This window comes from bacterium, from assembly GCA_030247525.1.
In the GTDB taxonomy this organism is placed as follows: domain Bacteria; phylum Electryoneota; class JAOADG01; order JAOADG01; family JAOADG01; genus JAOTSC01.
Genome location: JAOTSC010000031.1, coordinates 1 through 15,110 on the forward strand (window position 1 = coordinate 1; position 15,110 = coordinate 15,110).

Consider the following 15,110-nt stretch of genomic DNA (forward strand, 5'->3'; position numbering starts at 1 on the left):
CTCCATGATCGCAAAATACAACCAACTAACGACGAGCGAGAAAAACGACAAGGCCAGAACAATCACAAAAATGGAAGCGACCGCACCAGCTAACATTGCATCATCGCCGCCGATTAGACCGAGAAGAGGAAAGATTGTTCCCATCCCAAAAATCGCGCTAATGACGCTATAGACAATCGAAAGTAAGATCGCGTCGATAACCGCGGCTAACAACCTCTTCCAGAATCCTGCAAACATCGTTCCTCCCCTCGGTTAGGTTACCGGTGGTTTTGACCAGTTAGTTGCCTGAGTCGGTTAATCCGTTCCTCTAATGGAGGATGTGTGCTCATTAAAGAGTCAGCCCCCTGTTTGAATTTCTCTAACGGATTAACGATGTAGAGATGCTGTGTAGCGCGGTTTGCAGCCTCTAATGGTTCTTCGTCATCGGAGATTTTTCGCAGGGCACTTGCTAATCCATCAGGGTAACGGGTCAACTCGATAGCTGAGGCGTCTGCTAAATACTCCCGCTGCCGACTCATTGCCATTTGAATGAGCGAGGCGAGTAGTGGTGCGAGAATCGCTAACAACATCGCAAGCAAGACGACGATCCAATGACCATGGTCATTACTACTTCTTCTGCGTCCCACACCCCAAAAAGTACCCCGAAGAAAGAAGTCGGCGAGTAAAACAATCATTCCCACCAGTACCGTCATGAGCATCGCGAACCGGATATCGTAGTTACGGATATGGGAGAGCTCATGTGCCATCACACCTTGCAATTCATCGCGGTCGAGTTTCTCCAGTAATCCACGGGTGATTGCAACCGTCGCATCGGTTGGATCTCTCCCCGTCGCAAATGCATTGGGTGCGGTATCCTCGATAATGTAAATCCGGGGCATCGGAATACCAGCAGCAATCGACAGTTCTTCTACAACATTAAAGAGCTGTGGGTGTTCGCGTTTCTCGATTGGTTTGGCTTGCGAGACCAACAGAACCAAATCGCCACCGCCGAACCAACTGAAGATCACCACCACTAGTGCCGCGAAACCAGCAAGTAACAATCCGCCAATGGGTTCGCCAAACCACACTTCACCGATTGCTACCCCAAGTATGAGCAAAAGCGCAACCGCCGCTGTCATTAACAGTAGCGAGTTACGCTTGTTCTTAAGAATCAATGAGTGAAACGTATCGCGAGCTGGCACAACTCATCCGATGTTGTCAAGCAGTTTGACAAATCAAGCGACTAAAATTTCACAACCGGAGTTTCCCGCTCAACGGCATCGGTAATTTGCCAAAGCTCCCGCGCTTGGAAATTGAACATTCCGGCCAAAAAATTGTTCGGGAAAACTTCGATCGCGGTATTGTAATTGGTTGCAACGTCGTTAAAGTGTTGACGAGCGAACCCAATCTTGTTTTCGGTGCTTGTTAGCTCTTCTTGCAGAGCGAGGTAGTTCTGATTCGCTTTCAAGTCGGGATACGCTTCGACCGCCACCATCAAACTGCGAAGAGCGCCTGTTAACGCCGTTTCCGCATTGAGCTGCTCGATACCGCCAGCACTACGGGTATCAATCGCGTGGGCACGAGCGGCAGTTACGTTTTCCAGCAATTCCCGCTCGTGTTTCGCATAACCTTTGACAGTTTCGACCAAATTAGGAATCAAATCGTGCCGGCGCTTCAGTTGGACATCGATTTGCGACCAACCGTTATCGACCTGCTTTCGTTGCCGGACCAGCGAATTGTAAATTCCGACAATCCAGAAAACTACAATAATTACCGCGATGACGATAATAAGTGGGACCATTTGGACCTCGTTTATGTGGGTTATGAAAAGTAACACCAAATTTTGAACAGAACCAGCGTTTTGTCAATTGAGAAAAGAATTTGGCTGTAAGTGAAAGTTGATAGTTTGCAATTCCTTACTTACTTTTCATTAGATAAGCGAGAAAACTATGCCAACATTATTCTCAAATGTGAAACGCGCACTGATCGGTTTGGGTATCAAACCGCATAAACTGCCGTTCATCCAACCACCGATTATCGATCCCTATCAATATGACGATGAACTTTGTGCGGAGTATGATCACATCGCATCAAATACTGTCGTCGATCGTAAGCGCGTGTTCATGTTGAAGCAGTTTGCTCAAACGGTCAAAAATGTTACGGGTGATGTGGCGGAGATCGGTGTATATCGCGGTGGTACTGCTTGGTTGTTAGCGCATTCGTTAAGAACGACCGGTAAGAAAATCCACTTGTTCGATACCTTTGAGGGGATGCCAGATGTCCACCCCGACAAGGATAAGCATCGTAAAGGTGATTTTAACGATACGACCCTCGAGCAGGTGAAAGCATTTCTCAATGCATACTCAGATGTGAAGTTTTACCCCGGATTCTTTCCCGCAACATCAAGTCCGGTGGCCGAAACCAAATTCTGTTTTGTACACATCGACGTCGATATTTTTCAATCGGTGTGGGATTGTTGTGAGTTCTTCTACCCTCGGCTGGCTCCCAATGGAGTAATGGTGTTCGATGATTATGGTTTCATCACCTGTCCCGGAGCAAAAGAGGCAGTCGATGCCTTCTTCCAAGATAAACCGGAAACCCCGATGTATCTCTCTACAGGACAAGCATTCCTCTTCAAGCGATAAATGAAAGGGTGCGTTGTCAGCGCACCCTTTTCGATTCTTACTGGCGAATTGCTTACCGAACCAGTGAAATCATCTTTGAATTACTAACATTTCCCGATGTTAGCTTCACCAGATAGTTTCCGCTTGCCATACCCACTGCATTGAACTGGAATGAGTGCTCTCCTGCACTCAAGTTGCCTTGATGCAACGTTTGCACTAATTGACCATTCATATTGTAGACTGCAACATTCGCGTCGCCAGCGGTTTTCAGTTGCACGCGAATAGTGGTTGTCGGGTTGAATGGGTTAGGATAGGTATTGAGTAGTCCGAACTCCTCAACGATTGCTGTGGTGCTACCTTGCATCGTAGCCGATACGGTACGGAGAACATTGACTTCGCCGTCAACATCTATCTGAACTAATCGATACGAGTATGTAACGCCAACTACTACACGGGTATCGACAAAGCGATAAGATAATGGAGTCGTGCTGTTCCCATTCGATGAAAGGGTGTTCACAGAAGTGATCGTGGTATACTCTTCACCCTCGGTTTTCCGTTCGAGCAGGAATCGGTCATTTCCAGTCTCAGTTTCGGTTCGCCATGTTAACAAGATTCCATTAGCAGACGACACTGCGTTGAAACTGCTCAACTCGACTGGTAACGGTGTCGGATTAATCACTTGACCGCGAATTTCGCCACCGGGACTTGTATTTGAGTGAATGTTAACATAAACCATACCCGCGAGAATATTTGCGATATCGGTAGCGTTAGCATTCCAAACACCAATTTTCGGGCTCCCCACTGGCAATGCGGAACGAACCCCGGAGTTAACGCCAATCGCGGAATACCCGTGAAAGTGTGCCGCTGTTTCGGTGCCGGTTAAACCCCCGAAAGCGATGTTGTATTGTACTGTATTCGCAACATCGTCGATGATGAAACTGCCGATGCCTGTTCCTAAGCTTGGATTTACGGGTACTTCTTGCGCTCCGTTCAGCGTAGCGCTCATACTCCAAATGGCAGCAGTCGCTTGCGATCCGATACCCAACGAAACTGCCAGTAGCATCGCACCAATCATTTTACCTGTTTTCATATGAATCTCCTGTTTATCGTGTAAGGTGTTCCAGAAACTGTCGCACTTCATTTGACACGCACGAAAAGAAGTGAAACGAAATGGTTGCTGGAGATTATTTTAGGACTATTTGGATATAATTAGTCCAATTAGAGAGAGTGTAAGCTAACAAAACGAATTTGTCAAGAGGCAAGGCGGGGAAACACTATTTTTTACAGAGAAAAAGCCGGACTTTACGTCCGGCTTCGATTTTCGCGAAATATGTAACTAACCTTTTGACCACAGACCGAGACCTTGATTGCTCCCGGGAAGCATGATGACTGAAATGTTTCCATGACCTTCAGGCAATTCCATCACTGGTTGGATAATTGTCGCACCAAGTGACTCGGCTTTCTTTGTTGCGGCGTTGATGTCGTCTACTTCGATGTAGCCGCAAACGCTTTCATTGCCTCCCATCGATTCACATCCACCTAATCCAAAACCTGGTTGATCGTCTCCTAACGAACACATCCAATACCCCTCCATCGCCGGTTGGAGGGTCCAACCAAACATTCCCTCGAGGAACGACTTGGCTTCTTCCGGTTTGTTTACATTGACTTCAAAATGTACTAAGCCGTGCATAGTTATCCCTTTCTACATTGTTTTCACATACTGACCGAAACGATCTGTCGGTGTAATTTCCGAAAACAACATCGAAACTGCAACTAATATAGACACCTTAATTTAACTTATTGATGCACAATAAGTTATAGTAGTATGCTTTTCATCGACGTTAAACTTTTTGAGATTTTGGTGCGGATAAACCTAATATGATACCCAACGCAACCGACCAAACGGAAGCTAATCCAATTTGATACTCTTTCGGGAGGGCAAATGTGATGGTATGCGCTGGAATCCAAAACCAAAGCAATGTCCATAATGCTCTATCGATACCACCGAAGTTAATTCTCCGTTCCAGTAGATTGTCTTCCAAGCGATGGAAGAACATCATCTGGGGTCCGAAAAAAACATTCGTCAAGGTGGATAAAACGAAGGCAAATCCAATACCGCTACTTACAATAGCTGGAAGCATCTGGTGTTCCAATAGACCATTCACAAAACCGCGCATTCCGGTAAAACCGTACTTTATCACGATTCCCAAGACTGCCCAAACCAGCATTTTACCCAACAGCATTATTGGCGAAAACGACAGCTGGAGTTTCCGCGAACGGATGACACCAGAGAGCACTTCTCCTAACGTCCCGAGTAAACTGAATTGAATCGCGGCAGAGAGTAACGGATATTCAGTAACCCAAGAAATGTATGATTCCATCGTATATTCCGAAGTCGTTAATTATGACTACTGTCTTGCGAAGTCACGAAATGTTTGAATTGCAGCATCGATTTTTTTATCATCGATATCGAGATGGGTTACCGCACGCAACTTTCGCACTCCGAAAGCAGTCAGCAATACATTTTGCGACTTGGCAAACTCTACGAGTTCGGTACCGGTTCTTCCCTCTCTTACCGAAAAAATGAGAATGTTCGTTTCAACCAATGCGGGATCGATTTCATAACCACAGTCATTAAGAACTATGGCAAGTTGTTTTGCCCGCCGGTGGTCATCGACCATTCGCTCCCGATGGTTGTCCAGAGCATAAAGCGCACACGCAGCGAGATATCCCGATTGCCGCATACCGCCGCCAAACCGCTTACGCGCTCGCTTCGCCTTTTGAATGGTAGCACTATCACCGGCAATTGCCGACCCCACCGGGCACCCCAATCCCTTTGAAAAGCAGACGGAAACCGTATCGGCATACTGTGACCATGCTTGCACGTCGCATTGTTTTGCAACCGCAGCATTCCAAAGACGGGCACCATCGAGATGAAGTTTCAGTTTATTTGAATTGCAGAAATCGCGTAGCTCTTTTACTCGTTCTACCGGCCAAACAGTACCCCCTGATCGATTATGGGTATTCTCGACTTCGATTAAACGAGGAGGAGCGAAATGATTATTTTCCGGACGTACTTTCTCAGCAACCTGATCGACACGGAACACTCCCCGTTCACCGGCAACGGGCATCAATTGAACACCAGAGAGTAATGCCGGGGCGCCGCTTTCATAATTTAAAATGTGGCACCCTTCGTCGCAGTAGACTTCATCTCCCGGTTGAGTTGATACGTTAATTGCAATCTGATTCGCCATTGTACCAGTGGGAACAAAAAGTGCATCTTCTTTGCCAAGGATTGCTGCGACCCGTTCCTGTAATTTGAGAACAGTAGGATCGTCACCAAACACATCGTCGCCAACCTCGGCATGGATCATCGCCTCGAGCATTTTGGGGGTGGGACGAGTAACGGTATCGGAACGTAAATCAACAATCATGGCAATTCTCGCTTATGAAGCGGGCGCGAATCCTCGCGCCCGGAGATTGGATGAACATGTAAGATTTCTACTTCTTAATTCCGACCGGCGATTCCATCTTGATGCGGTTTTGCAACTCTTGCATCGGTGTTTTTAGTAAAATGCTTACTCGGCGATTTTCCGGCGCAATCGGGTCGGCGGTATTGTGCAACCGGGTATCGGAAAAGGCTTTTACTTCGCGTATCAGATTTGGTGCCAAACCGTTTTGTATCATCGTTCGTCGAAGGCTATTTGCCCGGTCAGCGGATAGTTCCCAATTCGTATATGTGTTACCACCATACGGTCGACTGTCGGTGTGTCCTTCTAATGCAATCGGATACCCCAACTTTTGGATTTCCGGGGTGAGTAGTTCAATAAAGATACGCAGTTGTCGGGTGATATTCGCGGAACCAACTTCAAAGAAATTGAACTTCGTATTATCGCGTAACTCGATTCGGATGCCTTCGTCGGTGATTTGGATATCGATTTGGTCTGCGATGCCCGCTAACTCGGCGTTTTGCGTAACCATCTCCTGCAGTCGGTTCACCTCTACATTAAGCGACTTTTCCAGATGATCCATTACCTGAGCCGCCGTTGGCGGTGACTGACCGGGAACAACCGATAGCTTTGCTGCGCCCATCGCTTCCGAGAATCCTATGGGATCGCGAAAATAACCTTGAATTGCCTCTTTGGTCGCTTCATCCTGCGAAAGAATCCACAACACGATAAACAACGCTAACATCGCAGTGACAAAGTCTGCATAAGCGACTTTCCAAGCGCCGCCATGCCCACCATGCCCGCCATGTTTCTTTGGTCGCGGCGGTGGTTGTTGTTCGGATTCCGGTGAAGCTTCCACGTTTACCCTTTACCGAGTTGCGACTCTAATTCTTCAAAACTGGGGCGTTGTCCATCGTAAATTGCCCGGCGGGCATATTCGGCTGCCATCTTGGGATTCATACCGCGTGCGATTCCCATGATCCCGTGTTTCAAAACATGCAAAATTCGAGTCTCTTCTAAATTTGCTAACTCGACATTCATCGCAATCGGTCCGAGAAAACCATAGGAAAGAAGTACTCCGAGGAAAGTTCCCACTAAGGCGGCAGCAACTTTTTTGCCGACCACGACCGGTCCTTCCGCTATCGACGCCATCGTTTTTATAATTCCTAACACTGCGGCAACAATACCCAATGCCGGTAGTGCGTCGGCGGTATTGGAAAGGATTTGCTGTGGAGTGGAGTGTTCTTCGTGCAGCGTTTCAATATCAGTTTCCATAAGGATTTCGAGATCGTAATGGGTGATACCGCCGACGACAACCAGTTTCAAATTGTCGGTCATGAATTGAATCAACTCATGGCGTTTCAAAAGAAGAGGATACTTCGAGAAAATCGGGGAGTTTTTCGGTTCTTGAATGTGAGCTTCTAATGCGATCAACCCGTCGCGTCGAGCGATTTGTCCGAGGTCGTGGATTAACTTCAACGCCTCAAGATAGGTCTTTGTGTCAGGTAATCCTCCCTTAAAAGTACCTACGACTTTTGCGATGACAAGTTTCATCGTTCGCGGATTGCTCTTTACGACTAATCCACCTAATGCCGCGCCGCCGATGATGACGTATTCATACCACGGCTCAAAAATCAACGCCAAATGTCCGCCGGAGATCGCAAATCCGCCAAAGACGAACATGATGACCAAAAGAATACCGACGATTGCAAGCATGGTTAATCCGTAACTAGTTACCGGAATGTACGGAAGGAAATCGTAAAATTTCCGCGCAATGTGACAAATTCGTATTGTACACGAAAAATACTTGAAGCGGCTTCAAGAAAATTCGTCAAAACTCCTCTCGAAGGGTGGCAGGACTCTCGAAGCACAACTGCATCGTGAAGAAGATAACGACTTTGCCCTGTTTTCTCAACGAGTTGAAACTCTCGGAAGGAAATTTTTATCCGGTGAAATTTGTGTGAGGGAGTACGAAGCGATACTTTCTGGCATGAAAAACGTTATGACTCCGGTAGTATATCTCCTTGATTTTGACGGAACCATAACCACAGTCGATACCCTTTGTTTCTTGCTTGACAAGTATGGTGACCCCCGTTGGCGTGAGTTTGACCATCGGGTTGAACGAGGTGAGGCAACTGAGCGCGAGTCGCTCGTTTGGCAAATGGATACGTTGCGGATTCCCTTTCCCGATGCCATCGAAGAGATTACTCATTCGATCCGATTGCGTGATGGTGTATTAGAGTTCTTTTCATGGTGTGCCGACAACAATTTTCCAGTTCGAATTGTCTCGGGCGGGTATGAAGAGTTGATTCAAGCGTATTTACAGCAATGGCACCTCGAGGTTGCTGTCTACGCGAATCGTTTCCCGGGGTATACTACTTCCGGAGGCTGGCAAGTTGAGTCACCACCACAACGATTGCAGGATTGCCGCTATAGTTGCTGTAAATGTGTTTCCTTGGATTGGGCGCGTGAAACTGCAAAGAAAACGGTATACATCGGCGACGGGATTACCGACTATTGCGTGGCATCGAAGTGCGATCACATCTATTCGTTAAAGGATGGAGCACTTTCCCGGATGTTAGCACGCGACGAAATCCCAACCCGGCATTTTGTATCGTTCGACGAGATTTTACAAAATGAAAAACAACGCTTGGAGTTCTGATGACTTTGCGATTGCAATTTCATGAACCGAAGCCCCGTGCTTCCATTCGCTTTTCTTTTCAATCGATTGAACAACCGATGTTCACCCCAACCGAACCGCCAGCAAAAAGTGCGGATAAAGTGTTTTGCCCGGTCTGTGGTGCGACCGCAGTTGTTGAACAGTGTAAAGTCGTGTGTCGTAGCAAGCTGTGCACTTATCGAATCGTTTTCAACTGTTCGGAGTTCTAACTCGATTGTTCATTATTCGTTTTACGATCGAATTATGAAGAATTTAAATCGAGGGTGGACTGTATCAACTGTAACCGGAACCTTTTGAGGGGTTTTCGATACGGAAAACCCACTTTCCCCTTGACTACCAACCCTTTTCTTACTATTCTGTAGCGTCTTTTTGGAGGCAATGTCCCGGATGAAAACGCCCCGATTCCTACTTACATCTGTTAGTATGCTATTGCTATTCCTATTTCTCACTCCACTGCTTTGTTTTGCACAAACCGAAAGTACCCCGCCAATCGTACCGCCAACTCCGCCGCCAATGCCAGCGCCACTTGAAGTTGCGGCTTCCGATGTGCCGAACGATGGCGGTAGTGCTATACGAGTATCCTGGCAGTTTCCCAACGAGTTAGAGTATCCTCCGGTTGGGTTCGAGATTTTCCGGTATGAGCAAGACGGCTCGAATCAATCGATTGTCAAAGTACAATCACTCGTTCGGGAGTACATCGACACCGGTGTCACGAACAAACTCCCCTACAGTTACCGAGTTCAAGCGATCTACCGTGATTCGACCGGTCGCGAAACTGCGGTCTCCGCGGAACAATCACAACCCGCTTCTGCTCACATTACATTCTTCGATTTTACAAAAATCAATCTTGCAATCATTACTCTAATTCTCCTTGGTGCAATCCTCGGGTACATCTTCTATGCCGGGCGCGGAAAAGAGATGACGATTCGTAAAATCGCCGGGGTCGCTGCTATCGAAGAAGCGGTTGGACGTTCTACTGAAATGGGGAAGCCGGTACTTTTCGTTCCCGGTACGCAAGACATGGATAATGTGCAGACCATCGCCGGCTTAACGATTCTTGCCTCGGTTGCCCGGATGACGGCGAAGTACGAAGCCCGGCTCGATGTCCCGGTTTCCCGCTCGATTACCATGTCAACCGGCCGCGAAACCGTTCACGAAGCATACTTGGCATCGGGAAGGCCCGACCTCTATTCTGACGATATCGTACACTACATCACCGATGAGCAATTTGGTTTCGTTGCCGCTATCGATGGTATCATGGTGCGCGACAAGCCGGCTGCTTGTATCTATATGGGTGCCTTCTTCGCGGAATCGCTGATTCTTGCCGAAACCGGAAATGGTATCGGCGCGATTCAAATCGCAGGAACCGCGATGCCGACGCAATTGCCCTTCTTTGTTGCCGCTTGCGATTACACATTGATTGGTGAGGAGCTGTTTGCCGCCAGCGCTTATTTGAGCGGCGATCAACGCGCCATCGGCTCGCTGAAAGGGCAGGATGTCGGAAAAGCGGTAGCGATGCTGCTCATCCTGTTTACTTCCCTGGCGGGAACGGTAGCAGCAGTTACTGGCGGCGGTGCAATGGAAAAAGTGTATCAATTTCTCTGGCGGCTCACTGCCGCGAGTTTTTGAGCTGAGACGGAGTAGTCGATGCTATTGAGCTTGTTGTTAATAATTCTGATCGGTACTGTTGTGGCGGGATTTGTAATGCCCAGCATGAAAAAGATGGTGCCGCTCTTTATCACATTCATCAGCGGAGCGATGCTGATCTTAGCGCTCTTCGTTCCCGCCCCGCCGTTTCCGGGATTGGAAGAAGAATTTTCCATCTGGTTCGATTTGATAGCTGTATTCAGCTTTCTATTGGGTGGTGGAAATCTCTTGCGGGTTCACCTGAAGAAAGTTGCTCGGCAAGAACGCGACTGGATGTTTTCGCTGGTAACTGTACTCGGTTTCATGTTGATGCTGTTTTTAGGGTTATTCAAAATCGGCGCTAACGATTGGTCGGCAAATTACCTCGCAAGCGGCACTGCATTTAAGTGGATGTACGACGCCGTTTTTGTACCCCTGCAAGCGACCATCTTCTCACTGCTCGCATTCTTTGTCGCATCGGCGGCGTTCCGCGCGTTCCGGGCAAAAACCCGGGAAGCCACAATTCTCTTAATCGCAGCATTCATTATCCTAATCGGACGGACGCCGATTGGGGTGATGATGACCAGTTGGCTCCCGAAATCTCTCGAATTTTTCCATATCCCGAATCTTAGTGGTTGGATTCTTTCCGTGCCGAATATGGCGGGACAGCGTGCAGTTATGATTGGTATCGCTTTGGGAATCATCTCGACCTCACTGAAAATGATACTGGGAATTGAACGGAGTTGGCTGGGAGGTAACGACAAATGAGTAACCAAACCTCCTTCTGGGAAAAAATCAGTCGGATCGACCGTCGTTGGATTTTTCTAACGATTGCGATTACGGTATCGGTTCCGATGATACTTGGCGTCGATTTCGCGGCAGTTCCTTCGCCGATGGTCGAAGATATTTTTCATCGCATCGAACAACTACCAGCCGGTTCACGAGTTCTACTTTCGTATGATTACGGCCCCTCAACCGTACCTGAAAACCAGCCGATGGCGGATGCGTTGGCATATCATCTACTAAAGCGCGGGTGCAAAGTATACATGATGGCGGTCTGGGCGACCGGGGAACGACAAGCCACCGTTACGATGGAACGGGTCGTTATTCCGAGTTTCCCGAAAGCAGTGTATGGCGACGATTACATCGATCTTGGTTACAAAGCAGGTAACACCGGTTTGATGAATTTACTCTTTACCAACTTCAAGCGAATGTACACCACTGATCGTACCGGAAAAGACATCGAGTCGTTTCCGATGATGCAGCAAATCGAGTCGTTGCGCAGTTTTAACATGATTTTTTCCATCTCTTCTGGACAACCCGGTTTGAAAGAGTGGGTGCAGTTTGTGGGTGACCGTGGTAAAATCCCCACGTCAGGCGGCGTAACTGCGGTACAGGCGACTGAATTGTATCCCTACTATCCGCGGCAAATGTTTGGTTTAATGGCTGGCTTGCAAGGCGCTGCCGAATTTGAATCGATGGTAATTGAGAAGTATCCCGAATACGCGCCGATGCGGACGGCATTGCGGAAAATGGCGCCGCAAACCGTTGCCCACATCGCAATCATTGTGCTCGTTGTCTTAGGGAATATCGCGTATTTCACGACTCGGAAACGGGGGAAGTAACGTGACGGAAATGACACTCATGGATCAAGTCGCATTGTGGGTCGGCGCTGCTCTCACCCTGATGATCTTTAGCTTTCTCTATCGCGACAACCCTTTTTACAAATTCGCCGAACACCTCTTTGTTGGCGTTAGCGCGGCATATTGGATGGTTACCGGATTTTGGTCGACGCTGATTCCCAATGGTATTGGTAAAGTTTGGCCAAGCTTAATTGCATCGGTGAATCCTCAAGCTGCCGCTACCGAACCCAACTACTATTTCATTATTCCGATTATCCTCGGACTGATGATGTTGACGCGGTTGTTTGGCGGGATCGGTTGGATTAGCCGTTGGCCAATGGCACTAATCATCGGATTTTCGGCCGGCACCAACTTAACCCGGTATTTGCAATCCGACTTCCTGGCGCAAGTCCACGCAACGTCGGTTCCTTTAATCGTGATGGCGAACGGCTCGTTTATGGTGGTCGATTCGTTCTCGAACTTTGTATTGGTATTCGGTGTTATTGCGGCATTGATCTACTTCTTCTTCTCAATCGAGCACAAGGGAGCAATCGCCGGGATTTCCCGCGGCGGTATTTGGATCCTTATGATTACCTTCGGCGCTGCCTTCGGTTATACGGTTATGGCGCGTATTTCCTTGTTGATCGGTCGCTTTGAATTTTTAAAAACTTGGTTCCAATCGATTGTTTAAAGTTCTGCAATGATGGAGTTGCGTGAATCGACAAAATTCACAAGGTGAATTGATTATCTCCTGCCGGGCGAATTCATCGGAAAGTGGATTCGCCCGCTTTACTCGCTAACCGGCATAACTACGCTCGAGTGACATTATGGGTTTTGATTCTATCCGTTCCATGTTTGCCGTTCCGATTATCGTCCTACTGATATGGGCGTTGTTGTCGGAAGATCGTAAACGCTTTCCGATGCGAACTGCATTGTGGGGCATCGGATTACAGGTTGCTTTCGCGGGATTCGTCTTGATTTTTCCCCCCGGCGTGAAAGCGATTGCATGGTTCGGCGATTTAGTAACGAAGTTTCTCTCATTGTCGAAATACGGTTCCGAATTTCTCTTTGGAAACATCGTAAAACCGGAGTTCTTCAATACCTTCGGTTTTCAATTTGCGTTGTTAGTGTTGCCGACCGTGATATTTTTCTCATCATTTATGGCAGTACTGTACCATGCTCAAATCATGCAACCAGTGGTCGAAGTTGTCGCACGGGTGATGGCAAAAACTATGAAAACGTCGGGCGCCGAATCGCTCTCATGCGCATCCAATATCTTTTTAGGACAGACCGAAGCGCCGCTAATCATTCGACCATACTTGTTATTAGCGACTCGTTCCGAACTTGCCGCAATTATGACCGGCGGATTTGCAACGATTGCCGGCGGTGTGATGGCGGGTTACATCTCGATGGGGATTCCTGCGAAGCATTTAATCGCTGCATCGGTGATGTCGGCTCCTGCGGCTTTGGTGTTTGCGAAAATCGCCTTCCCGGAAAAGGAGACACCAGTCACCTATGGGAAAGTAAAAGTACCACGCGAAAAAATCTACACGAATGTGTTGGATGCCGCCTCCTCCGGCGCGACCGACGGGATGAAGCTCGCACTAAACATTGCCGCGATGTTGATTGCCTTTCTCGCATTACTTGAAGGTATCAATTGGGCGTTAGGGTGGCTTTCCGGACAAGTTTGGTATTACACTGATTTCACTCGGTTTCCCTCCTCTTTAAAAGATTTGTTCGGATTGGTTTTTGCGCCGTTCGCATGGCTGATTGGGGTACCATGGCATGATGCTGGACAAGTGGGATATCTCATTGGAACTCAGATTTCCGCCAACGAGTTTATAGCGTATGCCAAGTTAGCCGAAATGAAAGCTGCCGGTATATTATCCGAGCGAACTATCGCAATCACAACCTATGCGATGTGCGGCTTTGCCAATTTCAGCAGTGTCGCCATCCAAATCGGCGGAATAAGCGCTTTAGTGCCGGAACGGCGCTCCGATTTAGCTGCGATTGGATTAAAAGCAATGGTGTGCGGCGCATTAGCGAGTTGGATGACTGCTTGTGTCGCCTCCATGTTTCTGTAAGGTTTTGTTTCGCGGAATCGAGTTGTTTTGCATGAATCGGAATGATGTTCGTATCGCAATCGTTGGTGCCACCGGATTGGTGGGACAGTCAATGTTGCAGATTCTCTCCGAACAGGAAATCTCAGCGAAGAACATTCGTTTGTTTGCTTCGGAGCACTCGGCTGGAATGCAAGTTCCTTTTCGCGATACGATGTTAACCGTACAAGCCGAATCGGAATTTCAAGGGGAATGCGACGTCGTTTTCGGTTTTTGCTCGAATCCGGTTACGAAAGCCCATCGCGAAAAATGGGAGTCGTTTGGAGTTCCGGTAATCGATAACTCTTCGGCATACCGACTCGATCTCGCACTGCCGTTGGTAGTGCCCGAAGTAAACCCGGAAGCGCTGCTCGGTGTAAACACGAACTGGTATCCCAACCCCAATTGTTCGACGATTCAAATGGTACGGGCTTTGCAACCATTGCGTCAACTTGGTATCGAAGAGATAACGGTAGCTTCCTATCAATCAGTGTCGGGCGCAGGTCGCGGCGGAATCGCCGAACTCCATGCCCAACGATCTGGTAGCGAACACGTGGAAATGTTCCAAGCAAGAATCGAGGCGAATATCGTTCCGTGGATAGCAACCATGGACTCCGAGGGCAACACTACCGAAGAGACGAAACTCCGTTACGAAACTCGCAAAATTCTCGGTATCCCGAACCTACCCGTTTACGCAACCTGTGCGCGGGTTCCGGTTGAAGTCGGTCACGGTGAGGCGGTGTTTATACGGTTTCGGGAAGCGGTAACCCGAACCCGGATTTTGACTATGTTGCGTTCGGAAGAGGGACTCATCATACGCGATGAAGTAATTGGCGAGCGACTTCCAACGCAAATAGAATGTGTCGGTTCCGACGATGTGTTTGTCGGACGGGTACGAGTCGATCCCGAAGATCCGCATCGAGTCGCCCTGTGGGTCGTTGGCGACAATCTACGGGTCGGCGCTGCCACCAATGCTTACCGAATTTTCGAGCAACTACTGGCATACAATAAAATCAAAGCAGTGTAACGAA

Annotated in this window: 17 protein-coding genes; 8 read left to right on the forward strand and 9 right to left on the reverse strand. The window is 48.2% G+C overall.

Translation table 11 applies throughout. From position 1 onward, the window contains the following. The 3 genes from OEM52_04660 to OEM52_04670 form a co-directional block, all read right to left on the reverse strand. Positions 1-237: RDD family protein (locus OEM52_04660; GenBank protein ID MDK9699428.1), on the reverse strand; the 237-nt coding region annotated here is incomplete at its 3' end. 20 nt (positions 238-257) lie between these two features. Continuing rightward, positions 258-1,181 (reverse strand): zinc metalloprotease HtpX, encoded by a 924-nt coding sequence (gene htpX / locus OEM52_04665; protein ID MDK9699429.1) that lies wholly within the window; start codon positions 1,179-1,181, stop codon positions 258-260. A gap of 41 nt (positions 1,182-1,222) precedes the next feature. Then, the gene (locus OEM52_04670; GenBank protein MDK9699430.1) at positions 1,223-1,780 is read right to left on the reverse strand and encodes a LemA family protein; all 558 of its coding nucleotides are present in this window, start codon (positions 1,778-1,780) and stop codon (positions 1,223-1,225) included. Positions 1,781-1,928: 148 nt separating this feature from the next. Between OEM52_04670 and OEM52_04675 the strand changes: the two genes are divergently transcribed. Next, positions 1,929-2,624 carry a TylF/MycF family methyltransferase gene (locus OEM52_04675; GenBank protein MDK9699431.1) on the forward strand — a complete coding sequence of 232 codons (696 nt, stop codon included), beginning with the start codon at positions 1,929-1,931 and terminating at the stop codon, positions 2,622-2,624. Between the two features lie 52 nt (positions 2,625-2,676). On the opposite strand, the gene OEM52_04680 is transcribed toward OEM52_04675, so the two are convergent. The 6 genes from OEM52_04680 to motA form a co-directional block, all read right to left on the reverse strand. Next, positions 2,677-3,693 (reverse strand): CHRD domain-containing protein, encoded by a 1,017-nt coding sequence (locus OEM52_04680; GenBank protein MDK9699432.1) that lies wholly within the window; start codon positions 3,691-3,693, stop codon positions 2,677-2,679. A gap of 246 nt (positions 3,694-3,939) precedes the next feature. Continuing rightward, complete coding sequence (locus OEM52_04685) at positions 3,940-4,293, reverse strand: VOC family protein (protein MDK9699433.1); 354 nt, start codon at positions 4,291-4,293, stop codon at positions 3,940-3,942. A gap of 151 nt (positions 4,294-4,444) precedes the next feature. Next, positions 4,445-4,984: a hypothetical protein gene (locus tag OEM52_04690; protein ID MDK9699434.1), complete on the reverse strand. Its 540-nt coding sequence runs from the start codon at positions 4,982-4,984 to the stop codon at positions 4,445-4,447. A gap of 27 nt (positions 4,985-5,011) precedes the next feature. Next, the gene (gene ltaE, locus OEM52_04695; protein MDK9699435.1) at positions 5,012-6,037 is read right to left on the reverse strand and encodes a low-specificity L-threonine aldolase; all 1,026 of its coding nucleotides are present in this window, start codon (positions 6,035-6,037) and stop codon (positions 5,012-5,014) included. 67 nt (positions 6,038-6,104) lie between these two features. Further along, positions 6,105-6,911 carry an OmpA family protein gene (locus OEM52_04700; protein ID MDK9699436.1) on the reverse strand — a complete coding sequence of 269 codons (807 nt, stop codon included), beginning with the start codon at positions 6,909-6,911 and terminating at the stop codon, positions 6,105-6,107. Positions 6,912-6,913: 2 nt separating this feature from the next. Beyond that, on the reverse strand, positions 6,914-7,768 hold the full coding sequence (gene motA, locus OEM52_04705; GenBank protein MDK9699437.1) for a flagellar motor stator protein MotA: 855 nt from the start codon (positions 7,766-7,768) through the stop codon (positions 6,914-6,916). A gap of 286 nt (positions 7,769-8,054) precedes the next feature. Here motA and OEM52_04710 point away from each other — a divergent pair, with 286 nt between their 5' ends. The 7 genes from OEM52_04710 to OEM52_04740 all read left to right on the forward strand — a co-directional run bounded on the left by OEM52_04710 (position 8,055) and on the right by OEM52_04740 (position 15,106). Then, positions 8,055-8,714, forward strand: a complete 660-nt coding sequence (locus OEM52_04710) for an MtnX-like HAD-IB family phosphatase (GenBank protein MDK9699438.1) — start codon at positions 8,055-8,057, stop codon at positions 8,712-8,714. A gap of 405 nt (positions 8,715-9,119) precedes the next feature. Continuing rightward, complete coding sequence (locus OEM52_04715; protein MDK9699439.1) at positions 9,120-10,361, forward strand: fibronectin type III domain-containing protein; 1,242 nt, start codon at positions 9,120-9,122, stop codon at positions 10,359-10,361. Positions 10,362-10,436: 75 nt separating this feature from the next. Beyond that, positions 10,437-11,126, forward strand: coding sequence for a hypothetical protein (locus OEM52_04720; GenBank protein ID MDK9699440.1), 690 nt, complete (start codon positions 10,437-10,439; stop codon positions 11,124-11,126). Continuing rightward, positions 11,123-11,983, forward strand: a complete 861-nt coding sequence (locus OEM52_04725; protein ID MDK9699441.1) for a hypothetical protein — start codon at positions 11,123-11,125, stop codon at positions 11,981-11,983. Before OEM52_04720 ends, OEM52_04725 begins: the two co-directional genes overlap by 4 nt. A 10-nt stretch (positions 11,984-11,993) precedes the next feature. Continuing rightward, positions 11,994-12,671 (forward strand): hypothetical protein, encoded by a 678-nt coding sequence (locus OEM52_04730; GenBank protein ID MDK9699442.1) that lies wholly within the window; start codon positions 11,994-11,996, stop codon positions 12,669-12,671. Between the two features lie 136 nt (positions 12,672-12,807). Further along, entirely contained in the window at positions 12,808-14,064 is a 1,257-nt protein-coding gene (locus tag OEM52_04735; GenBank protein MDK9699443.1) for a NupC/NupG family nucleoside CNT transporter, read from the forward strand. 31 nt (positions 14,065-14,095) lie between these two features. Further along, positions 14,096-15,106, forward strand: a complete 1,011-nt coding sequence (locus OEM52_04740) for an aspartate-semialdehyde dehydrogenase (protein MDK9699444.1) — start codon at positions 14,096-14,098, stop codon at positions 15,104-15,106. The last annotated feature ends 4 nt before the right edge of the window (positions 15,107-15,110 follow it).

Bases quoted from the DNA above. Each gene is read 5' to 3' on its own strand.
- OEM52_04670 (MDK9699430.1), bottom strand. From the start codon at position 1,780: ATGGTCCCACTTATTATCGTCATCGCGGTAATTATTGTAGTTTTCTGG.
- OEM52_04675 (MDK9699431.1), top strand. From the start codon at position 1,929: ATGCCAACATTATTCTCAAATGTGAAACGCGCACTGATCGGTTTGGGT.
- OEM52_04680 (MDK9699432.1), bottom strand. From the start codon at position 3,693: ATGAAAACAGGTAAAATGATTGGTGCGATGCTACTGGCAGTTTCGTTG.
- OEM52_04685 (MDK9699433.1), bottom strand. From the start codon at position 4,293: ATGCACGGCTTAGTACATTTTGAAGTCAATGTAAACAAACCGGAAGAA.
- OEM52_04690 (MDK9699434.1), bottom strand. From the start codon at position 4,984: ATGGAATCATACATTTCTTGGGTTACTGAATATCCGTTACTCTCTGCC.
- ltaE (MDK9699435.1), bottom strand. From the start codon at position 6,037: ATGATTGTTGATTTACGTTCCGATACCGTTACTCGTCCCACCCCCAAA.
- motA (MDK9699437.1), bottom strand. From the start codon at position 7,768: ATGCTTGCAATCGTCGGTATTCTTTTGGTCATCATGTTCGTCTTTGGC.
- OEM52_04710 (MDK9699438.1), top strand. From the start codon at position 8,055: ATGACTCCGGTAGTATATCTCCTTGATTTTGACGGAACCATAACCACA.
- OEM52_04715 (MDK9699439.1), top strand. From the start codon at position 9,120: ATGAAAACGCCCCGATTCCTACTTACATCTGTTAGTATGCTATTGCTA.
- OEM52_04720 (MDK9699440.1), top strand. From the start codon at position 10,437: ATGCCCAGCATGAAAAAGATGGTGCCGCTCTTTATCACATTCATCAGC.
- OEM52_04725 (MDK9699441.1), top strand. From the start codon at position 11,123: ATGAGTAACCAAACCTCCTTCTGGGAAAAAATCAGTCGGATCGACCGT.
- OEM52_04730 (MDK9699442.1), top strand. From the start codon at position 11,994: ATGACACTCATGGATCAAGTCGCATTGTGGGTCGGCGCTGCTCTCACC.
- OEM52_04735 (MDK9699443.1), top strand. From the start codon at position 12,808: ATGGGTTTTGATTCTATCCGTTCCATGTTTGCCGTTCCGATTATCGTC.
- OEM52_04740 (MDK9699444.1), top strand. From the start codon at position 14,096: ATGAATCGGAATGATGTTCGTATCGCAATCGTTGGTGCCACCGGATTG.